The organism is uncultured Halorubrum sp. (assembly GCF_937146585.1).
GTDB lineage: Archaea > Halobacteriota > Halobacteria > Halobacteriales > Haloferacaceae > Halorubrum > Halorubrum miltondacostae.
Genome location: NZ_CAKZRO010000060.1, coordinates 1 through 19,158 on the forward strand (window position 1 = coordinate 1; position 19,158 = coordinate 19,158).

General features: G+C 69.6%; 23 protein-coding genes and 1 pseudogene. 12 read left to right on the forward strand and 12 right to left on the reverse strand.

Going from position 1 to position 19,158, the window contains the following annotated elements:
• From Q0116_RS05470 to Q0116_RS05495, 6 genes are all read right to left on the reverse strand, one after another.
• Positions 1–397 (reverse strand): archaeal proteasome endopeptidase complex subunit alpha (locus Q0116_RS05470; RefSeq protein ID WP_297886254.1); only part of this gene is annotated, 397 nt, incomplete at its 3' end.
• A 4-nt stretch (positions 398–401) separates the two neighbouring features.
• Positions 402–881: an Rpp14/Pop5 family protein gene (locus Q0116_RS05475; protein ID WP_297886256.1), complete on the reverse strand. Its 480-nt coding sequence runs from the start codon at positions 879–881 to the stop codon at positions 402–404.
• A gap of 7 nt (positions 882–888) precedes the next feature.
• Positions 889–1,512 carry a class I SAM-dependent methyltransferase gene (locus tag Q0116_RS05480; RefSeq protein ID WP_297886257.1) on the reverse strand — a complete coding sequence of 208 codons (624 nt, stop codon included), beginning with the start codon at positions 1,510–1,512 and terminating at the stop codon, positions 889–891.
• Complete coding sequence (locus Q0116_RS05485) at positions 1,493–2,245, reverse strand: RNase P subunit p30 family protein (RefSeq protein ID WP_297886258.1); 753 nt, start codon at positions 2,243–2,245, stop codon at positions 1,493–1,495. The genes Q0116_RS05480 and Q0116_RS05485 overlap by 20 nt, the downstream gene beginning before the upstream one ends.
• A gap of 67 nt (positions 2,246–2,312) precedes the next feature.
• Complete coding sequence (locus Q0116_RS05490) at positions 2,313–3,146, reverse strand: DUF6498-containing protein (RefSeq protein ID WP_297886260.1); 834 nt, start codon at positions 3,144–3,146, stop codon at positions 2,313–2,315.
• 65 nt (positions 3,147–3,211) lie between these two features.
• Positions 3,212–4,897 (reverse strand): pentapeptide repeat-containing protein, encoded by a 1,686-nt coding sequence (locus Q0116_RS05495; RefSeq protein WP_297886262.1) that lies wholly within the window; start codon positions 4,895–4,897, stop codon positions 3,212–3,214.
• 135 nt (positions 4,898–5,032) lie between these two features.
• On the opposite strand from Q0116_RS05495, the gene Q0116_RS05500 reads away from it, so the two are divergent.
• From Q0116_RS05500 to ftsY, 10 genes are all read left to right on the forward strand, one after another.
• A complete protein-coding gene (locus tag Q0116_RS05500; RefSeq protein WP_297886264.1) occupies positions 5,033–5,317 on the forward strand; it encodes a DUF357 domain-containing protein in 285 nt (94 codons plus the stop codon).
• Between the two features lie 90 nt (positions 5,318–5,407).
• Positions 5,408–6,526 (forward strand): M20 family metallopeptidase, encoded by a 1,119-nt coding sequence (locus tag Q0116_RS05505; RefSeq protein ID WP_297886266.1) that lies wholly within the window; start codon positions 5,408–5,410, stop codon positions 6,524–6,526.
• A 104-nt stretch (positions 6,527–6,630) separates the two neighbouring features.
• A complete protein-coding gene (locus tag Q0116_RS05510) occupies positions 6,631–6,783 on the forward strand; it encodes a 50S ribosomal protein L39e (RefSeq protein ID WP_004050128.1) in 153 nt (50 codons plus the stop codon).
• Positions 6,784–7,062 carry a 50S ribosomal protein L31e gene (locus tag Q0116_RS05515; RefSeq protein ID WP_297886290.1) on the forward strand — a complete coding sequence of 93 codons (279 nt, stop codon included), beginning with the start codon at positions 6,784–6,786 and terminating at the stop codon, positions 7,060–7,062.
• 1 nt (position 7,063) lies between these two features.
• Positions 7,064–7,729: a translation initiation factor IF-6 gene (locus Q0116_RS05520; protein WP_297886292.1), complete on the forward strand. Its 666-nt coding sequence runs from the start codon at positions 7,064–7,066 to the stop codon at positions 7,727–7,729.
• Between the two features lie 105 nt (positions 7,730–7,834).
• Positions 7,835–8,809, forward strand: a complete 975-nt coding sequence (locus tag Q0116_RS05525; RefSeq protein ID WP_297886294.1) for an ABC transporter ATP-binding protein — start codon at positions 7,835–7,837, stop codon at positions 8,807–8,809.
• Positions 8,806–9,621, forward strand: a complete 816-nt coding sequence (locus Q0116_RS05530; RefSeq protein ID WP_297886296.1) for an ABC transporter permease subunit — start codon at positions 8,806–8,808, stop codon at positions 9,619–9,621. Before Q0116_RS05525 ends, Q0116_RS05530 begins: the two co-directional genes overlap by 4 nt.
• Positions 9,622–9,718: 97 nt before the next feature.
• The gene (rpl18a, locus tag Q0116_RS05535; RefSeq protein ID WP_049911083.1) at positions 9,719–9,895 is read left to right on the forward strand and encodes a 50S ribosomal protein L18Ae; all 177 of its coding nucleotides are present in this window, start codon (positions 9,719–9,721) and stop codon (positions 9,893–9,895) included.
• On the forward strand, positions 9,895–10,353 hold the full coding sequence (gene pfdA, locus Q0116_RS05540) for a prefoldin subunit alpha (RefSeq protein ID WP_297886311.1): 459 nt from the start codon (positions 9,895–9,897) through the stop codon (positions 10,351–10,353). Before rpl18a ends, pfdA begins: the two co-directional genes overlap by 1 nt.
• A 15-nt stretch (positions 10,354–10,368) precedes the next feature.
• Complete coding sequence (ftsY, locus tag Q0116_RS05545) at positions 10,369–11,460, forward strand: signal recognition particle-docking protein FtsY (RefSeq protein WP_297886300.1); 1,092 nt, start codon at positions 10,369–10,371, stop codon at positions 11,458–11,460.
• 89 nt (positions 11,461–11,549) lie between these two features.
• Here ftsY and Q0116_RS05550 read toward each other — a convergent pair whose 3' ends face one another.
• The 6 genes from Q0116_RS05550 to Q0116_RS05575 form a co-directional block, all read right to left on the reverse strand.
• Positions 11,550–12,410, reverse strand: a complete 861-nt coding sequence (locus Q0116_RS05550) for a phosphatase PAP2 family protein (RefSeq protein WP_297886301.1) — start codon at positions 12,408–12,410, stop codon at positions 11,550–11,552.
• 194 nt (positions 12,411–12,604) lie between these two features.
• On the reverse strand, positions 12,605–13,636 hold the full coding sequence (locus Q0116_RS05555) for a tyrosine-type recombinase/integrase (RefSeq protein WP_297886303.1): 1,032 nt from the start codon (positions 13,634–13,636) through the stop codon (positions 12,605–12,607).
• Positions 13,629–14,009 (reverse strand): DUF5805 domain-containing protein, encoded by a 381-nt coding sequence (locus tag Q0116_RS05560; RefSeq protein WP_297886305.1) that lies wholly within the window; start codon positions 14,007–14,009, stop codon positions 13,629–13,631. Before Q0116_RS05560 ends, Q0116_RS05555 begins: the two co-directional genes overlap by 8 nt.
• A gap of 421 nt (positions 14,010–14,430) precedes the next feature.
• Positions 14,431–15,336: a hypothetical protein gene (locus tag Q0116_RS05565; RefSeq protein ID WP_297886306.1), complete on the reverse strand. Its 906-nt coding sequence runs from the start codon at positions 15,334–15,336 to the stop codon at positions 14,431–14,433.
• A 106-nt stretch (positions 15,337–15,442) separates the two neighbouring features.
• Positions 15,443–17,224, reverse strand: a complete 1,782-nt coding sequence (locus tag Q0116_RS05570; protein WP_297886308.1) for an alanine-zipper protein — start codon at positions 17,222–17,224, stop codon at positions 15,443–15,445.
• A 93-nt stretch (positions 17,225–17,317) separates the two neighbouring features.
• Positions 17,318–18,151, reverse strand: a complete 834-nt coding sequence (locus Q0116_RS05575) for an MBL fold metallo-hydrolase (protein WP_297886309.1) — start codon at positions 18,149–18,151, stop codon at positions 17,318–17,320.
• A gap of 386 nt (positions 18,152–18,537) precedes the next feature.
• Here Q0116_RS05575 and Q0116_RS05580 point away from each other — a divergent pair, with 386 nt between their 5' ends.
• Positions 18,538–18,834 (forward strand): hypothetical protein, encoded by a 297-nt coding sequence (locus Q0116_RS05580; protein WP_297886310.1) that lies wholly within the window; start codon positions 18,538–18,540, stop codon positions 18,832–18,834.
• 173 nt (positions 18,835–19,007) lie between these two features.
• A pseudogene (locus Q0116_RS05585) lies at positions 19,008–19,158 on the forward strand (Fe-S cluster assembly protein SufB); the annotation flags it as partial.

Genomic DNA, 19,158 nt, shown 5'->3' on the forward strand with positions numbered 1-19,158 from the left:
GGCGCGCGCCGCCGACCTGCGTGTACTGCTGGATGTGGTCGGTGATGTTCTTCGTCAGCGTCTCGATGCCCACCGGCTCGCCGTAGCGGAGGCGGTTCACCTGCGCCTGCCGGCGCGCGAAGTCGATGAGCTGGCGGGCGTCGGCGACGTGGCCCGCGCTCGCGACGCCGACGTGGTCGTCGGCCTTGTGGAGCTTCTCGATGCTCTCCGGCTCCATCAGCGGGGAGCGGGCGCGCTTGTCGGCCGCGAGGACGACGCCGTCCTCGGCGCGGATCCCGACGCTCGCCGTCCCCCGTTTCACCGCCTCCCGGGCGTACTCGACCTGGTAGAGTCGGCCGTCCGGAGAGAAGATTGTGATGCCGCGGTCGTACGCCTGCTGTTGGGATTGGCCCTGCATGATATCACTCGATGTCGAAGGTCGTCGCGCCGATCCGGTCCGACTCGGCCGTCACGTCGCACGCGTCTCCGCGCACGACGGCGGGCCGCTCGGCGCCGCCGAACGCGACGTCTCGCTGTGTCGAACTGGCGGTCGCGCGACCCATATATCTTTCCTCACAGGCACGTACCGTCCCCGAAATCCCCCGCACACGGATCCCGACCGGATCGCCGTCGACCTCGCTCACGCAGGCGACCGCGGCGCGCGCCTCGTCGACGTGGCCGTGTCTGGCCCTGACGACCGCCTCCCCGGCCCCGTCGGCGTGCGCGAACGACAGCAGCGTCAGGTCGGCGTCGGCGCTGCCGGCGTCGCCGAGCAGGTTGCCGGCGCTGTACCACAGCGCGCGCTGGAACGCGCGCCGCCCGATCGCCGCGTCCGCCCACGACTCGATCCCCACCGCGAGGTACCGCCACCGCGGCCGGAGGTGTTTCGGGAGGTGTTTCACGGCGGGATCACGCCGGGAGCTCGCGGATCCGCTCCGCGACGATCACCGCCACCTGGTCGTGGACGCGCTCGACGGCCGTCACCGCGAACCCCTCGTCGGTGAACGCCTCGACCAGCGTGCCGACCGTCGCGGGGTCGTCGACCTCCGGGCTGTAGAACGGGGCCTCTGGGTCGGGCTCCTCGAAGAAGGCCACGTCGCCGAGGACGATCCGCCGCGCGCCCGTCCCGCTCATCACCCGGATCGCCTCGCGCTTCTCGTCGTCCGCGAGGTGGTGGAGCGCGAAGTTCGAGGTGACGACGTCGACGTCCCGGTCCGCGTCGAGTCCGGGATCCCGGAACTCGCCGTACGCGAACTCGACGTTGTCGAGGCCGCGCTCCGCCGCTTTCTTTCGCCCCTCGTCCATCATCCCCTCGCTGATGTCGCGGGCGAGGACGCGGTCGGCGTCCTCGGCGACCGCCAGCGCGATGGCCCCGGTCCCGGCCCCCAGGTCGAGGACGACGTCGTCCGACTCCGGCGAGGCGTGGTCGATCACGAGGCTCGCGCAGGCGTGGTACTCGTCGCTCTTCGAGTCGTCGTACGCCGCGGCCTTCTCGGAGAACCGCTCGGCGTGTTCAGCAACCGTCTTCTTCATACCTGCCACGTCGGACCCCCGGCTCCATGAAGCCCTCGGAGCGCCGGTCCCGGTTACGCTCGGCCAGGTTCCCCCACGCCCGGAGCCCCTCGCGGACGGCCTCGGCGTCGAAGCCGATCGCCTCGCCGACCGCGACCAACTCGCGGGGCGCGCGGAGCTCGAGGTGCGACCCCGCGTTCGCGCTCACGACGTACGGCGCGTCGTAGTGGCCGACGATCTCGCGGAGCTTCCGGAGGTCGGCGAGCGCCCGGACCCGCTTCCCCCCGGTCTCGCGGAGGGCGGGACCGAAGTCGAACTCGACGCGGACGCCGTTGTCGCGCGCCGCCTTCGCGAGGACGTGGTTGAAGTCGCCGCCGCCCGCCATCGGCCGGACGAGGACGTCGACGCGGGCCTGCTCGACCGCGAACCGGTTCAGCGCGTCGTCGCCGCCGACCACGCAGACCACGGTCCGGTCGGAGCGGTAGTTCCCGACCGCTCCGGAGGCGCTCGTCGGGTCGTCGGCGTCGATCTCGACCGCGTCGACCACGTCGATCCCGTACTCCTCGCGGAGCGCGTCCGGGTCGCGGGCCGGGCTCCGGTCGCGGTCGGCCGCGCTCGGACCGCCGTCGCCGGCCGCCGCCAGCGCGTCGCGCGACCGCACCACGATCCCGTCGTACCCCTGCCGAGCGGCGGTCGCGGCGTGGCGCGCGACGGTCGCCTCCCCGTCGGGGTGGGCGTGAACGGCCTCGTACATGCCCCGCCGTTTCGCGGCCGAGCGTATCGGCGTTGCGCTTTCGGCGCCGCGACCGCCCTTCGCGCGCTCAGCCGTCTCCGACCGACTCCTCGTCTTTCTTCCACTCGCGCCTGGCGTCCTCGCCCGTGAACCATGTCGCGACGCCGTCCGGGTCGTCCTCGCGGAAGGCGCGGCGACGGCTCCACTCGACGAGCGCCTTCCCGAGCGCGATCGGGAGCAGGTACGGCAGGAGGAGGACCTCGACGCCGGCCACGTCGGCCACGCCGTCGAGGAGCCCGGGAGCCAGCGCCGCCTCGACGGCGAAGATCCCGAAGGTGACCGGGACGACCGTCAGCATCCCGACGACGAAGTAGAAGAAGACGACGCGCTGGGCGGCCTCGACGACCATGTACGGCGACCGCTCCTCGTAGGCGCGCTCGGCGAAGAACTCCCGGCGCACCTCCGCGACCTGCGCGCCGCAGACGCCGAGCGCCGCCAGCCCGACGGTGGGCGTGAGATACGAGAGCGCGTCCCAGCCGACCGCCACGAGCGGGAACAGCAGGAAGACGAAGACGCCGAGCGAGCGGCGGACGACGCGGAAGTTCCGGCGGTAGATCGGGGGGAGCCACGAGACGAGGCGGATCGGCTCCGGCTCGCGCTCCCACACCTCGTCGCGCTCGGCGTCCTCGTCGTAGCCGGTGATGTAGAACGAGCGGCCCTCGAGCCGGATCGGCCGCTCGGCGAACATCGCGGCCGCGCTGTGGGCGATCACCAGGACGGCGACCTCGATCCAGTACACCGCGAGGAGCTCGCCGACGCGCCAGCCGAACCCGACGACGCCGGCAAGTGGGAGGAGGTTCGTCGCGACCACGACTGCGAGGGCGGACCGCCCCGTTAGGGAGCGGCGACTGCGGGGACTCATCCGTCCGAATCGTGGGTGTGTGAGGAATAAAATCTCACGGGGCGCGTCGCCATTCCCCGGCGGCGTCAGCGCCCGACGGACTGCGTGATCGCGAAGACGAACAGCGCCACGAAGAACGGCCCGATGAACGCCTCGCTGGCGACGACGACGCCCAGAACCGGCGTCGACACCTCCGGGATCCCCAACACGAGCGCGTTGAACGACTGGAAGCTGAACGCGAGCGCCGCGAGCGGCCCCCGGTACGTCAGATCGACGCCGAGCCAGGCGTACGCCGCCGCGTAGAAGGCGATGACGGCCACCGAGGCGTACACCACGCGCCCGGCGCGCTCGCCGTAGCCGCACGTGTACCGGAGCACCTGGTTGCTCAGCCACTTCCGCGCGAAGCGGAGCCGCGCCCGCCCGTCAGCCTCCCGCCGGTCCGAGTCGCCCGCGCCGAACGCCGCGCGGCGGTACGACCGGCCGCGGTTGAGCATCTCTCGGAAGTGGAACTCGCGCGCCGCGGTGTTCTCGCCGACGTCGACCGCGCCGTTCTTCGCCCGGAGGTACGTGTTCTCGCGCTCCGCCGGCGTCGCCTCGTCGTCCCCGTGGAGCCGCCACTCCAGCCGGTCGAACAGCGACCGGTACGCGCCGAAGTCGAACCCGTCGAAGACGGCGTTCTCGAACCGGAACCGCTCGAGGTCCGGCTCCGCCGACGCGGCTCCCTCCAGCAGGACGTCGCCGACGACGCTCCCCCCGAAGTCGAACGCGTGGTCCCCCGCGACCTCGATCACGCCCGAGACGGCGTCGACGTTCCGGAAGTCGACGGTGACCGGCCCATCTCCCCGGGCGGTCAGCTCCCGCAGTTCGACGTCGCCCCGGAGGTCGACGTCCCTGAGGAGGATCCGGGACTCGGCGGTCGCGTCGGCCAGCTGGACATCGCCGACGCAGACCCCGGACGTGAGCACCAGACACGTCCCGGGGATCGCCCCGTCGCTGTACGGCAGGCTTGAGCCCGCGAGCGACGGGTCGTCGACGAAGTTCGTCCCCACGGCCACCGGCGCGCCGAGCTCGCTCGCCGTGAACTTCGCGTCGCCGCGGAACGTCGCCGAGGAGAACAGCCCGCCGCGCTCGAACGTCGCCTCGTAGAAGTTCGCGACCGAGTGGAACTCGGCGTTCATGAAGTCCGCCGCTCCGCGGAACGTCACGCCGACGCCGAACAGCCCCTTCTCGAACGCCGCGCCGCGGAAGACGGCCTCGTCGCGGAACGTCGCGTCCTCGAGGTCCGCCCAGCGCCGGAACGCGGTCAGGTTGAACGAGACCGGCCCGCGGAACTCGACCCCGGTGAACCTCGCGCTGGCGCCGAAGCTCCCGTCCTCGAACGCGGCCCGGGACTCGAACACCGACCCGTCGAACCGGACGACGTTCGCGAACCGGCAGTTGTGGCACTCGACGTCGCCGAGGATCCACGACTCGCGGAGGTCGATGGGGTGCGTCGTCTCGCCGTCGACGACCGCGTACTCGAGGTCGATCCCCGGGCAGACGGCCCCGAACAGCCTGTTCTCGGTACCGGACTCGACGACGTCGACGATCGCCGCGCCGACGCGCTCGGCCGTGACGCCTCGCTCGGAGAGCGCCCGGACCGGCTGGTGGAAGACGCAGTGGTCGGTATCGGGCAGGGCGTCGCGCGGACACGCCCACGCCCCGCCGTCGACGTCGTCGAAGCGGTCGCCGCTGACGTCGTGGACGTAGGCGCACGCCGCGGCTTCGCTCATGGCTGCGACTCGCACGGGCGGCGTGAAAGGCTTCGGGTCGGTCGTGCCGACGCGCCGCGCGTCCGCCGCCGCGGTCGCGCCGCCTCGACTGCCCCCGACCCCGCCGCTTTTGTCCGCCCGACGGAACAGTCGGGCATGGCCGCCGACTTGGAGGAGAAGACGGACCGCTACGAGCGGATGCTCGCGGACGCGCTGGCCGCCGCGGAGCCGCGCCCGCCGGCGGACACGCCGCTGGGCGAGGCCGCGGCGGACGTGACGGAGATGGCCGAGTCGTACCTCGACGACGGCCGCCACTTCCGCGCCGACGGCGACCCGGTGAACGCGCTCGCCTCCTACTCGTACGGGTACGGCTGGCTCGACGCCGGGGTCCGGCTCGGGCTGTTCGCGGTGCCCGACGACACGGAGCTGTTCACCACCTGAGCGTCGGTCGCCCGCGGCGGTCAGGCTCCCCGCGCTCGCCGCGCCCGGCGCGAGGGACGCGCTTATGCGCCGACGGCCGTCACTGAGCCCATGGACGAACTCGCGGACCTCACCGAGCGGCTCGTCTCGATCCCCTCCCACGAGGACGAGACGGCGGCCGGCGACGCGATCGAGGAGTGGCTGCGCGCGGAGACGGACGCGACCGTCGAGCGCGACGACGCCGGCAACGTGCTCGCGTTCGCGGGCGCGACAGACGACCCGGACGCCGACTCGCTCGCGTTCGTCGGCCACCACGACGTCGTCCCGCCCGCGCCCGAGCAGACGACCGGCGAGGGGACGGGGGGCGAGTACGTCGTCGAGCGGCGCGACGGCCGGATCTACGGCCGGGGCACGGCCGACATGAAGGGGTCGGTCGCGGCCGCGATGCTCTCGTTCCGGGACGCGACGCCGCCCGCGGGTCGAGAACTGATATTCGCCTCGTTCGTCGGCGAGGAGGTCGGCGGGGAGGGGGCGCGGCACGCGATCGACGCCGGGTTCGCACCGGACCGCGCGGTCGTCGCCGAGGGGTCGACGAACTACTCGAAGCCGGGCGTGACGGACGTCGTCGTCGCCCACCGCGGCCGCCGGGGGTCGCGGCTCGTCGCGCACGGGGAGGCGGCGCACGCCTCCGAGCCGGACGCGGGCGAGAACGCGATCTACCGCGCCTGCGACGCGATCGACGCGGTCCGCGGGCTCGACGCGCCCGAGGCGACGGTCCTCGGGAACGACGTCTCCGGGTCGCTCGCGGTCACGATCGTCGACGGCGGCGAGACGTGGAACGTGATCCCGGAGCGCTGCGAGGCGACCGTCGACGAGCGCACCGTGCCGGGCGTCCGCGCGGACCTGGCCGGCGTCGCCGACGCGACGGCCGGCGTCGAGCACGTCGTCGATCAGGACCTCCCGCCGATGGCCTGCGGCGACGCCGCGTTCGCGGACGCCGCCCTCGACGTCGCCCGCGCGGTCCATGACGAGCCGGGCCTCGACGCGCCCGAACACGTCACCAAGCCGCACGCGACGGACGCCGGCTGGCTCGCGCAGGCCGGCACCGACTGTCTCGTCTGCGGGGCCTCCGAGCCGGGCGAGGCGCACACCGACACCGAGAGCGCGAGCCTCGCGGCCCTCGACCGCTGCCGTCGGATCTACGCGGGGATCGCCGAGCGAGAATTGTAACGATCGCGACGGAGCGACTCCCCGGGAGCGACGGCGGCTCGCGACCGTCTGGGGCGGGTCGTATGGAAGGGGTTTTATGCGCCCCGTGGAAAGTGTGCGCCACTATGGGAGACAAGTCGAAGGCTCAAAAGAAGCGTCTGGCGAAGGCGGAGCGCCAGAACACCCGCGTCCCCGCGTGGGTCATGATGAAGACGGACATGAACGTGACGCGAAACCCCAAGCGGCGCAACTGGCGTCGGAACGACCTGGACGAGTAAATGTCGACGAACGACTTCGAGGAGCGCGTCGTCACCGTCCCGCTCCGCGACGCCAAGGAGAAGCCCGTCCAGCAGCGCGCCGACTACGCGATGAAGATCACGCGCCAGCACCTCGCGAAGCACTTCTCCGTCGACGAGTCCGACGTGATCATCGACGGGTCCGTCAACGAGGCCGTCTGGGAGAACGGGCGACAGAACCCGCCCAGCAGCGTGCGGGTCCGCGCGGCCCGGTTCGTCGAGGACGGCGAGCCGGTCGTCGAAGCCGAACACGCCGAATAACGTGTTACGGGCGACCTTCACCGGCTCGTCGTACGTGGGCGTGTTCGCCCGCGCCGTGGACGACCTCCTGCTGGTCCGGCCGGACGTCGACGAGGCGCTCGCCGAGGACCTCGGGGCGGAACTCGGCGCAGAGCCGCTGCTGACGACGGTCGGGAGGTCCAACACGGTCGGCGCCCTCGCGACGGGCAACGAGAACGGGATCCTCGTCTCGTCGCGCGCGACCGAACGCGAGAAGGACCGAATCGCCGACGCCGCCGGCGCGCCGGTCCACGAGCTCCCCGGCGAGATCAACGCCGCCGGCAACGTCGTCCTCGCGAACGACTACGGCGCGTACGTCCACCCGGACCTCTCGCGCGAGTCGATCCAGACGATCAAGACGGCGCTCGACGTCCCGGTGGCCCGGGGCGACCTCGGCGACGTCCGCACGGTCGGGACGGCGGCGGTCGCCAACGACACCGGCGTGCTCTGTCACCCCCAGTCGACGGAGTCCGAGCTTCAGGCTGTCGAGGAGGCGCTCGACGTCCGCGCCGACCTCGGCACCGTCAACTACGGCGCGCCGCTCGTCGGCTCCGGCCTGATCGCCACCGACGAGGGGTACGTCGTCGGCGAGGAGACGACCGGGCCCGAGCTCGGCCGCATCGAAGAGACGCTCGCGTTCATCGACTGAACCGCCCGTTCTCCTCGGCCGAGCCGCCCGCTCTCCTCGACCGCGCCGTTATCTCACACTCCGCGTACTCTCACATTTAAGAGCCGCAGCGGTGTTGGGGGCAGTATGCCCGCTATTGAGTGTCGCAGCCTCTCCAAGTACTACGGCGACGTCCGCGGAATTGAAGACGTCTCGTTCGCCGTCGAGGACGGCGAGGTCTTCGGCTTCCTCGGCCCGAACGGCGCGGGGAAGACGACCGCGATCCGCACGCTGTTAGGGTTCCTGTCGCCGACGGACGGCGGCGCGACGCTGCTCGGCCGCGACGCGACGGACCCGGTCGAGTCGCGTCGCGCACGGGAACGGATCGGATACCTCCCCGGAGACCCGGGGCTCGACCGCGACCGCACCGCCGCGGCGTTTCTGGACCACCAGGCGGCGCTCCGCGGCGAGTCGAGCCGCGACCGCCTGGTCGAGCGGTTCGGGCTCGACGAATCGCGCCGCATCGGCGACCTCTCGCGGGGGAACCGGCAGAAGGTGGCGCTGGTGGCCGCGTTCATGCACGACCCGGACCTCCTGCTGCTCGACGAGCCGACCTCCGGGCTCGACCCCCTGCTCCAGGAGGAGTTCGCGGGCCTCGTCCGCGAGCGCGTCGGCGACGGGGCGAGCGTCCTCCTCTCCTCGCACGTCCTCGGCGAGGTGGCGGCGCTTTGCGACCGCGTCGGCGTCCTCCGGGAGGGGCACCTCGTCGCGGTCGAGTCCGTCTCCGACCTCCGCTCGCGGGGGGGCAAGCAGGTCCGTGTCCGCGTCGCGGAGGACGTCGAACGCGGCGACTTCGAGCGCCGCGGGATCATGAACCTCCGCGTCGGCGAGACCGTCTCGTTCACCTGGACCGGCGAGTACGACGCGCTGATCGACCTGCTCTCGGGGTACACCGTCCGCGACCTCGACGTCGTCGACGCGCCGCTCGAGGAGGCGTTCATGACCTTCTACGACGGCGACGTCCCGGGACCGGTCGGCGGCGAGCGACGGCGGTCCGGGGGGACCACCGCCGCCGAGACGCCGTCGGATTCGACCGCCGCGCCCGGAGGTGACGCCGAATGAGCGACCGCGCGACCCCGTGGCTCGCGATCGCGCGGTACGACGCCGCCGGGCGGGCCCGCGGGTCGGCCGTGGCGACGGGCCTGCTCTCCGCGTTCCTCCTGCTGTTCCTCGCCTTCTTCCCGTCGCTGGCGACCGCGGACGTCGACCTCGACGCGTACGTCGAGGCGTTCCCGCCCGCGCTCCGGGAGGCGTTCGGGATCATCGCCATCTCCTCGATTGAGGGGTTCCTCGCGGTGGAGTTCTACCAGTTCGCGTGGCTGCTGCTCGTCGGGCTCTACCTCGCGTACCTCGCGGGGGGGACGATCGCCGGCGACGTCGCCTCCGGGCGGATGGACCTCACGCTGTCGGCGCCCGTGGCGCGCCGCGACGTGGTGATCGGGCGGTTCCTCGGGTTGGTCCCGCTCGTCGTCCTCCTGAACGTCCTACTGCCGATCGTCGCGTACGTCGGGGTCGTCGCGGTCGGCGAGACGATCGCGGTCGAGCGGCTCCTCGCGGTCCACGCGCTCGCGGTGCCGTACCACCTCACCTGCGTCGCGCTGGGGGTCGCCGTGTCGACGCTCGTCGCCAGGCCGGGCGTCGCCCAGCGGGTCGCGATCGGCGCGCTGTTCGCGCTGTTCATGTTCGAGTCGGTCGTCGCGAGCACCGAGTTCTCGGCGGCGGCCGACGTCAGCCCGACGGCCCACTACGACCCCTCCGCCGTGCTCGTGCTGGGCGAGTACGACCTCGCGGGCGCGGCGATCCTGACCGCCGCGGCGGCCGTCCTCGTCGCGCTCGCGGTCGTCCGCTTCCGCTTCGCGGACCTCTCCGGGTGAGGGCGGCCGTTCGCGGCCGCTCCGCGTCGTTCGCGGCGGCGGATCCGCCTGTCCCCTTTTAGGAAGATACTTCCCTGTCCCTGCCGGATCGAGGAACATGAGTACCTACACGGTGAGTGGACGGTTCCAGAGCCGAGACGGTGACCAGCCGTTCACGAAGGACGTCGACGCGGAGAACGAGGACCTCGCCCGCGAGCGGATCTACACCACGGTCGGGAGCCAGCACAACCGGAAGCGCACCCAGATCGAGATCGAGGAGGTGTCCGAGGCATGATGGGCGGCGGACAACAGCAGCTCCAGCAGCTCTCCCAGGAGATCCAGGCGCTCGACGAGGAGATCGAGGCCCTCGAGGGCGAGATCGCCGACTACCGCGAGGAGAAGGCCGACATCGACGACGCCATCGAGGCCATCGAGACGCTCGACACCGGCGCGACGGTCCAGGTGCCGCTCGGCGGCGGCGCGTACCTCCGCGCGGAGGTTCAGGACATCGACGAGGTCATCGTCTCGCTCGGCGGGAACTACTCCGCGGAGCAGGAGCAGGGCGACGCCATCGACGTCCTCCGCCGCAAGCAGGAGGCGCTCGACGACCGGATCGAGGAGACGCAGGAGGAGGTCGACGAGCTGGAGTCCGAGAGCGACGAGCTCGAACAGCAGGCCCAGCAGATGCAACAGCAGATGCAGCAACAGCAGATGCAGCAGATGCAGCAGGCGCAGGAAGACGACGGGGAGTAACCCGGGGGTTCGACCGTGTTCGACGGACTGAAAGACAAGCTCTCCGGCTTCCGGGAGGACGTCGAAGAGTCCACGGAGTCCGAGGAGGACGCATCACCGGACGACGAGGAGACACCCGAGAGCTCCGCCGACGCGGGCGACGCCTCGGCCGACGGAGCCGCCGCCGAGACCGGAGCGAGCGACGCCTCGGCCGACTCCGCGGAGACCGACGCGGACGAGCCGAGCACGTTCCAGCGCGCGAAGGCGTTCGCGACCGGCCGGATCATCATCGAGGAGGAGGACTTAGAGGAGCCGCTGTGGAACCTCGAGATGGCGCTGCTCGAGAGCGACGTGGAGATGAGCGTCGCCGAGCAGATCCTCGATAGCGTCCGCGAGAGCATGCTCGGCGAGTCGCGCAAGCAGGTCGAGACGACCGGCGAGCTCGTCGAGTCGGCGCTTCACGACGCCCTCCTCGACGTGATCGCCGTCGGGCAGTTCGACTTCGAACGGCGGATCGCCGAGGCCGACAAGCCCGTCACCATCGTCTTCACCGGTGTCAACGGCGTGGGGAAGACGACGAGCATCGCGAAGCTCTCCGAGTGGCTCGCCGACCGGGGCTATTCGTCGGTCCTCGCGAACGGCGACACCTACCGCGCGGGCGCGAACGAGCAGATCCGCGAACACGCCGACCGCCTCGGTCGCGACCTGATCAGCCACGACCAGGGCGGCGACCCGGCGGCCGTCATCTACGACGGCGTCGAGTACGCGGAGGCGAACGACGTCGACGTCGTCCTCGGCGACACGGCGGGGCGGCTCCACACGAGCGACGACCTGATGGCCCAACTGGAGAAGATCGACCGCGTCGTCGACCCGGACATGACGCTGTTCGTCGACGAGGCGGTCGCGGGCCAGGACGCGGTGAACCGCGCCAAGGAGTTCAACGACGCCGCGGCGATAGACGGCGCGATCCTGACGAAGGCCGACGCCGACTCCTCCGGCGGGGCGGCCATCTCGGTCGCGTACGTCACGGGCAAGCCGATCCTCTTCCTCGGGACCGGACAGGGATACGACGACATCACCCTGTTCGACCCCGAGGACTTGGTCGAGAGCCTGATCGACGAGGAGTGACCCCCGACGAGGGGTGACCCTCGACGCGCATCCGCTTTCTCTCCGACACCGTTTCCCGCAGCCTCGGCTCTCGACGCGGCCCGAGGCCCCTAGTCGTCGCCGGCCTGACCGGCGGCAACTCGGTCCTCGTTACTTTCGGCCGCGAGCGACGGCGACTCAGCACGGTCGACGATCCGCTCCGCGGCGAGCACGGACCCGACGCCGAGGGCGACGCCGACGACCACGTCCGTGAGCCAGTGGATCCCGAGGTACATCGTCGAGAACACCACGGCGCCCGCGACCGCCGCGGCGACGGGCGTCCAGCGGGGGTGGGTCCGGCGCGACCGCCAGGCGACGGCGAGGACGGCCACCGAGAGGGAGGTGTGAAGCGACGGGAACACGTTCGTGTTCGACGCCACCGCCGCGGTGAGGTCCTGCGTCTGCGGGTACACCCGGTACATCAGCCCCGACACCGCGTCGAGGTAGTTCCGCGGGCCGTACGAGACGAACAGCGTGTAGCAGACGGTTCCGACGGCGTAGTTCAGCATGTACGCGACGAGCAGTTCCTTCAGGTGGCGCCGTCCGTCGTCGGCCGAGAGGAAGTACGTCACCGGCGCCGCGACGATGAGGAACGCGAACCCGACCATGTAGCTCACGGTGAAGAACTCCAGCGTCGCCTCCGGCGTCAGCCGCTGGAGCCCGGCTACGAACCCGCCTTCGAGCGCGTACAGCTCGTCGGTGATGTTCCAGTCGAGGGCCCGCGAGAGCCGCAGCCGGTAGCCCTGCGTGAGCTGTTTGACCGCGAGCAGCGCGAGCGCCGCCCCGAGGTAGGGGGCGACTTCGCGCACGCGGTCGCCGGCGTCGGTCATCGCCCGAGACACCTGTCGCGGTCCGACACAGAGGAGGGCCGTGACGGCCGTTCCGGCGACTACCGAGAGCCCGGTGGCGGCCGTCACTTCGAGGAGCGCCATCGTCGTTTCACACGCCGTTCGCGACACATGAGTGACACGGTGTCTCCGCGCGGCCGATCGCCCCCTCGCAAGCCGATGCCGAGGGGTCGGTCACCCCTACATTCGGTATAGCGACATACTATTTATCTGTTCGCGGTCGTACGGAAAGCGTTGTCTGCTGAACGACGAATCACGAAGACAGAAGGAGAAATCGACTACGAGAGCAGCCGGTAGACGTTCGCCTCGTACGTCTCCCGGACTTGGTCCCCCCAGTTGTGGGTGTACGTGTCGATCACGTCGTCGGCGACGTCGCCCCGGAGGTACTTCACCACGCCGCGGTCGCCGGTCCGGTCCCGGAGGTGCGTCGTGAAGAAGTGGCGGAAGTAGTGTGGCGTGACGTTCTCGTCGGCGCCGCCCCCCGTGCGATACCACCCCTCCTCCCTGGCGTACCGCTCCACGACGTGCCTGACCGCCTGTGGTTCCAGCCGTTCGCCCCATCCCTCCGCGGTGCCGACGAACAGCGGCTCGGCCGGCGACGAGGAGTCCGGTCGCACCGCGAGCCAGCGCTTCAGCGTGCGACGTAGCTCGTCGTCGACCGGGATCACGGTCCCGCGCTTCCGCTTGTTCGCGGCCGTCCGCACCTCGCCGTTCAGTTCCTCGCCGACCGCGGCCTCGGCCGTCACGTAGACCGACTCCGGCCGCTCGGACAGCGCCGGGCGGTCCCCGAGCGAGTACGCCGCCTCGAGGTCGGCGTCGACGACCGAGAGGTCGCGCAGATCGAGGTTACACAGCTCGCCGACCCGCATTCCGGTCTTCAGAAGCGTCACCACGAGCGCGCGGTGGAGCGGGTGGCGGATCCCGGCGACGAACGACCGCATCGCCGGAATCGAGACGTCGCGACGGGCGGGGTCCTTGTCGACGGTCTCGTCCATCTCCTCCATGACGAGCGTCATCGGGTTCCCGTCGAACGCGCCCACCTCCGTCATGTATCCGTAGAACCGGTGGAGGTACGCGGCGTAGGTCGCGACGGTGCTGTCCGCGACGTCGCCCCGCAGCGAGTGGACGAACGACATACAGTCTCGGTGCGACGCCGACGCCGGGTCCTCGCCGTCGAGGAACCGCTCGAACCGCCGGAGGACTCGCTCGTACGCCTCCCTGGTTCGGTCCGTCTTCCCGTGGTAGGTGAGGTCCTCGAGGAAGTATCCGACCGGGTCTTCGGGGTCGGGTGCCGCGCGCGTGCTACTCATCGGTCAACACGTACCCTCCGTCGCGACCGCTGTATCGGACGCGGTTCCGATCCTGGAGTTCGTCGAGCGTGGCTTCCAGTTCGTCCTCCACGTCGCCGACCACCGCGTCGACGAGTTCGTCCCACGAACGGGGGCCGGATTCGAGAGCCTCGCGGACACCGCTTTCGAGGTCGTGACCCCCAGGGTCAGAGGGCTCGGAAGCGGGTTCCTCGCGCGGCGGTGAGTCGTCCGGCGCGAACCCCCGCCGCCCGGCCTGGACCATCGTCCTGACGAACTCGCTCAGCGACATGTCGAGCTCGTCGGCGTGGTCGCGCCACACGTCTTTCTGTTCCGTCGGCACGTACGTCTTCACCGACTGTCGGTCGCCTCCCATCTCTCGGACGGGGGTTCTCGTTGCGGTCACTTCAATATATCCCAGATTTCCGGATAAGGTCACTTATCTTCTAGCGTAGACCTGCTATGAGGCTCCGTAGATCAGTATATCCAGAAATGTAGTATCACTTTAGCGGTAGTCTAGTATTAGAATTGCGCATATAGAAAATCTCCGACGAAGTGTCCCGGTGATGCCGTCTGGCGTGGCGCACTCGCCTCGATGTCGATCGAGAAGGAATCGCAGCCAACCGACGGCCACCGTCCGGTGAACGACTCAGTGACTCGTATCTCGAAGCGATCTCCCGAAGCAGGCTGATCGGATACTCGAGGGCGAATCGCGTTCTCCGACAAGGAGTTAGATCGGAACAGTCCGCCGAAGCAGGAACACGTATATCGCATGTCGCGATATTGTCGCCGCGGAGTCAGACGCGGATCTCCGAGTCGGCCGCCTCGCGTTCGAGCGCGCGGAGGACGCCGGAGACGGAGTCGTCCGTCTCGGCCGCGTTCCGCATCAGGACCGTCTCGCTCGGGAACAGGTGCTCGCCGACGGAGAGGCCGTGTTCTCGGGCCGTCGACCCGGTGACGGTGAGGTACACGCCGAGCCCGGACCGGGCGATAGCGGCCTCTTCCTCCTCGTGTGCGTCCGGGTAGACGAACTCCACGCCGTCGAGCGCGCCGGTCCCCAACACCGCCGTGACGAGGCGCTCGTACCGCGGCGAGATACACAGCGGCCCCTCGTAGTCGGCGAGGTACTCGCGGTCGAACGTCGTGTTCGGGGCCCGCCGGTCCTCGCGTCCCATCAGCGTGTGGTACACCGTGTCGCCGAGGCCGGTCACGACCCGCACGTCGGTGTCGACCGGGTCGATGCGGTCGTTGATGTCGGCGATGGTGCCGAGCCCGCGCTCTCTGATCTCGACTACTTCCTCCAAGACGAGGTCAGCGGAGTCGAATCCGAGCGCGAACTCGTGGGTCCGCAGGGCCCGAAACGGCTCCTCTCGCCCGACGAGTTTGACCGTCACGTCGCCCAATTCGACCGTGGCGGCGTCGAAGACGATCCGGCGCGGCTTCCCGTCCCTGTCGTCGCGCAGCAGCGTGAACTCCGGCTCCGTCGGCGTCGTGGGGTCGGAGTACTCCGCCAGCCGCTCGTAGGGCCCCTCGTCGGCGTCGACCGAGCCCTTCGTGACGGCCTTCTCGTACCGGAGCGTGTTGCTCACGTCGTCCGCGAGCCGGTCGAGACGCTCGCCGTCAGTCACGGCCGCGAACCGCTCTAACACCGCTTCGAGCGGGCGTCCCTTGCGCGGGACGGCGACCGGAACCGGGTCTGTCATTGCGCTATCTGCGGCCGCGCACGTGAAACGGGTTGCGTTTCGGAGCCGGCCCGGCTGTGGCACCGGCAAAGTCAGAGAAAGTCGTTAGACGGTCGTATGCGTCCGATTACGGGCCGAACGCTTCGTTGAGGCGGGTCCGGAACTCGTCGAGCTCGTCGAGGTGGTCGTTGATCTCGTCGATCTCGGCGGTGACGTCGTCGAGGTCGTCGCCGAGCCGGTCCTCGATGTCGGTGAGCCGCGAGTCGACCTCCGCGAGGTCGTCCCACAGGTCGTCGAACTCCTCGTCGAAGCGCTCGAGCCCGGACTCCACGTCGTCGACGCGGTCCGCGGCGGCGGCGGCCGCCTCGTCGGCGGTCTCGGCCGTCTCCTCGGCGGTCTCGGCGCGTTCGGCCGCCTTGTCGACCTCCTCGTACAGCGTCTCGACGTCGTCGCCCAGGTCGTCGACCGTCTCCGCGACGGCGTCCGCCTCCCCGTCGACCCGCTCGACGTCGGCGGCGAGGTCGTCCACGTCGCCCTCGACGGCGTCGACGGCGTCTTGGACCGATTCGACGGTCTCGTCGACCGACTCGACGTCCGCCTTGACCGCCTGGACGTCGTCCTCGACGTCGCGGACGTCGGCGTCGATCGTCTGTACGTCGCCCTCGACGGAGTCGACCCGCTCGTCGACCGCGTCGACCGCCTCCGCGGCGGAGTCGACCGCCGAATCGACGCGATCCACGTCGGATTCGATCGCCTCGCGCTCGTCGGCGGCGGCGTCGAGCCGGTCGTCGAGGGCGTCGACGTCGGACTCGACCGCGTCGACCCGCTCGTCGATCCCGTCGAGGATCTCCCGGGCGGTCCCCTCGCCGTCGATAAACTCCGCGAGCGCGTCGGCGTACGCCTCGATGTCGGCCACGCTCGACTGGAGCCGGGCGATCCGCACGTCGACGCTGCGCGGGACGCCCCCGTCGAACGCCTCCTCGATGGTCTCGACGTCCGCCTCGTCGGCCGCTCCGGAGCGGATCTCGCTCGCCAGCGCCGCCGTGAGGCCGCCCTCTCCGGGCAGCGTCGCCGTCTCGTCGGCTTCCTCGGCTCGGTCGTCCGAGGCCTCGACCGACTCCGTCGCGTTCGCGTCGTCGCTCTCGAGCGTCTCGTCGGCCTCGTCGGCCGTCGGCTCCGGTTCGTCTTCGGGCTCCGACTCTTCGTCGGGCTCCGGTTCAGCTTCAGACTCCGGATCGGCCTCCGTTTCGACCGCGGAGACGGCGGAATCGCCCTCGTTCGGCGTTACGGCGGCCGTACTCTCGCTCCCGACGGCGCGGGGTTCGGGCGCGTCGGGCTCCGGTTCCTGCTCCGGCTCGGGCGTCCCATCGTCGTCGGACGCGTCGCTCGGTTCGGCGGCCGCCTCGTCCGTCGCGGGCTCCTCGGCGGGGTCTTCCGGCAGGAGCTCGTCGTCCTCGGCCATCCCCGGGAGCGTCGCGCGGTCGCCGGAGAGGACCTCCCTGACGGCGTCCGTGTCGCCGGCGCCGAGGACGTCCTCTATCTCCTCGCCGACGGGCACGTGTTCGATCACGGGCGTCCCGAGGAATCCGTCGAGGTCGGGGTCGTCGTCGCGGATCCCGAACACCGTCTCGACGGTCTCGTCGGGGTCTATCACGCGCTCGAACTCCACGCGGTGGTCCTTGTACGCGGTCCAGTTCTCGCTCTCGTACTCCGGATGGAACCCCACACGGTCCATCGGGAACGACTCCGGGATCCGGTCGACGATACGTACCCGTACGGGGTCCTCGCGGTGTGAATAGAGAGTGTACATCACCGCGGGCACGGGGAACGCGTCGTCAGTGAAGGATTTCTCGACGCGGATGCCGTCCTCGTCGACGGTCGTGGCCGCCTCCGCCGTCCGTTCGCTCATATCCGCACGTCCCGGAGCAGGGGCTTAAATTCCACGGGCCGCGTTTCGTGGTTGATAACCGAATCGCCGCGAAAACGGCCGTTCGACTCCCGTTTACAGGTCGATCCGGTCGCCGATCTCGACTATCTCGAGCCGGTCAGGCGACGCGTAGCTCCGCACGTGGTCGTGGAGCGCGGTCGGGTCCGCGGTCAACCCCTTCCACATGTCCCAGTGGGTCGGCACCAGCCGGTCGAGGCCGAGGTCGTTCGCGGCCGCCGCGATCTCGTTCTCGTCGCTGTACCACTTGGTTCGGACCGGTTCCCCCGTCTCCTTGTCGGGGATCGTGCCCTCGGAGCCGAACGCGAGGATACCGAGGTCGATGTCGAACCGCTCGGCGAGCCCCGCGAACGTCGGCGACGGCTTGCTGTCGCCGGCGTGGAACACCGTCCCGGCGTCGTGTTCGATCACGTAGCCCACCGGGTGGGTGGCGTCCGGGTCGTGCGTCTCGACGACGTGGACCGCGAACTCGCCGATCCGCAGCTCGTCCCCCTCCGTCACCTCGGTGAACGCGGCCTCGTCGACGGCGTACTCGTCCGTCCAGCGCTCCTCCTCGCGGGCGACCGCGAGCGAGTCGTCGGGGGCCACGAGGTCGGCGTCCGTGTTGGCGAGGATCGGCGCCTGCGACGGCCCGTGGACGTGGTCCGTGTGCTCGTGGGTGGCCAGCACCGCGTCCGCGACGTCGACGTCTTCGGGGTCGAAGGGAACCGGGATCATCCGCACCGTCCGCGGGGGGTCGCCCGTCCCGACGTACGGGTCGATCCAGAGGACGGTCCCCTCGCTCCCCTTGATCGCGAAGCCGTTACAGCCCAGGTACCACAGCGCCACCGCGTCGGGGTCGGCGTCCGCGACCGCGCGCGGCAGCCAGTCGCCCCAGTCGGAGTCCGTCATACCCCGTGCTGCGAGAGCGCTGAGTGTAATAATTCCGGAGTGAGGCCGAAATCGCTCGGATCGATCTAATTCTGTCGGATTAGTACCAACGAGAGACAGTTCGAGACGGGACGCGTAAATCTCATGTCGCTATATTTAATTTGGCATCCGTACTGAGAGATAGGTGTGAAAGCGGCGAAAATGCTGAAGAAGGTAGACCGTAGCTTTGTCGAAACAATTCGAGAATCGTATACATTGAGACGACCGGTCTCAACTGTGACGTTCTCTTGCGCCTGAAGATGCCCACTATGGGCTAGCAAGCGGTCGTGCTAAGCTGGAGCATGCTCAAACATTTGGAGGGTAGGTTGAGGCAACAGTTCTTCACAGTGGGTGCCAATACGCCAGTGATGACTGACGAAATAGACATCCCAACCGAGCCGCGGGCCGCGGTCGACGCACTGGCGACGCATCTAACTGCGACCGCAGATCGCCCAGTACCGCCGGCGACGAACCGATGGCTCGGGGAGGCCGAAGCCGTCGCCCGCGATGCTACCAGTAACGACCTTGACGCTGAAACCAGACAGAAACGGGTTCGTCAGGTTGCCACACTGCTCGAGTCGGCTGACGAAACAGACGATGTGGTTGCCGATCGCCACATCGAGGCGGCCATTCAGTGTTGTCGAGTTGTTCTCGCTGACGAGTGACTCTGGTTTCGATCGTACAGGAGAGGTCTCTCGCACACACTAAATTCTGCTGAGTCGAGAAACCAAATTAAATCTCACAAGGTTGTCCTCTTTCGTTAAAGAAACCACAATAAGTTACAAAGAAGTGTTCTAGCGCACCACGCTTATATTCGTAGTCTCTGAAGAATATCTCGATGAGCTCAAAACAAGACGATCTTGAGGAGACGAACACTGAGGCCCGCTTCGAGTTCAAGAAGGAGGAGAAGTCTGCCTTCCAGACGGAGAAGGGTCTCACCGAGGAGACGGTCCGCGTCATCTCGGAGGACAAAGACGAGCCGGAGTGGA

Bases quoted from the DNA above. Each gene is read 5' to 3' on its own strand.
- Q0116_RS05480 (WP_297886257.1), bottom strand. From the start codon at position 1,512: ATGAAGAAGACGGTTGCTGAACACGCCGAGCGGTTCTCCGAGAAGGCC.
- Q0116_RS05565 (WP_297886306.1), bottom strand. From the start codon at position 15,336: ATGACAGACCCGGTTCCGGTCGCCGTCCCGCGCAAGGGACGCCCGCTC.
- Q0116_RS05560 (WP_297886305.1), bottom strand. From the start codon at position 14,009: ATGGGAGGCGACCGACAGTCGGTGAAGACGTACGTGCCGACGGAACAG.
- Q0116_RS05525 (WP_297886294.1), top strand. From the start codon at position 7,835: ATGCCCGCTATTGAGTGTCGCAGCCTCTCCAAGTACTACGGCGACGTC.
- Q0116_RS05490 (WP_297886260.1), bottom strand. From the start codon at position 3,146: ATGAGTCCCCGCAGTCGCCGCTCCCTAACGGGGCGGTCCGCCCTCGCA.
- Q0116_RS05515 (WP_297886290.1), top strand. From the start codon at position 6,784: ATGTCGACGAACGACTTCGAGGAGCGCGTCGTCACCGTCCCGCTCCGC.
- Q0116_RS05495 (WP_297886262.1), bottom strand. From the start codon at position 4,897: ATGAGCGAAGCCGCGGCGTGCGCCTACGTCCACGACGTCAGCGGCGAC.
- Q0116_RS05570 (WP_297886308.1), bottom strand. From the start codon at position 17,224: ATGAGCGAACGGACGGCGGAGGCGGCCACGACCGTCGACGAGGACGGC.
- Q0116_RS05550 (WP_297886301.1), bottom strand. From the start codon at position 12,410: ATGGCGCTCCTCGAAGTGACGGCCGCCACCGGGCTCTCGGTAGTCGCC.
- Q0116_RS05580 (WP_297886310.1), top strand. From the start codon at position 18,538: ATGACTGACGAAATAGACATCCCAACCGAGCCGCGGGCCGCGGTCGAC.
- pfdA (WP_297886311.1), top strand. From the start codon at position 9,895: ATGGGCGGCGGACAACAGCAGCTCCAGCAGCTCTCCCAGGAGATCCAG.
- Q0116_RS05510 (WP_004050128.1), top strand. From the start codon at position 6,631: ATGGGAGACAAGTCGAAGGCTCAAAAGAAGCGTCTGGCGAAGGCGGAG.
- rpl18a (WP_049911083.1), top strand. From the start codon at position 9,719: ATGAGTACCTACACGGTGAGTGGACGGTTCCAGAGCCGAGACGGTGAC.
- Q0116_RS05555 (WP_297886303.1), bottom strand. From the start codon at position 13,636: ATGAGTAGCACGCGCGCGGCACCCGACCCCGAAGACCCGGTCGGATAC.
- Q0116_RS05500 (WP_297886264.1), top strand. From the start codon at position 5,033: ATGGCCGCCGACTTGGAGGAGAAGACGGACCGCTACGAGCGGATGCTC.
- Q0116_RS05505 (WP_297886266.1), top strand. From the start codon at position 5,408: ATGGACGAACTCGCGGACCTCACCGAGCGGCTCGTCTCGATCCCCTCC.
- Q0116_RS05485 (WP_297886258.1), bottom strand. From the start codon at position 2,245: ATGTACGAGGCCGTTCACGCCCACCCCGACGGGGAGGCGACCGTCGCG.
- Q0116_RS05530 (WP_297886296.1), top strand. From the start codon at position 8,806: ATGAGCGACCGCGCGACCCCGTGGCTCGCGATCGCGCGGTACGACGCC.
- Q0116_RS05575 (WP_297886309.1), bottom strand. From the start codon at position 18,151: ATGACGGACTCCGACTGGGGCGACTGGCTGCCGCGCGCGGTCGCGGAC.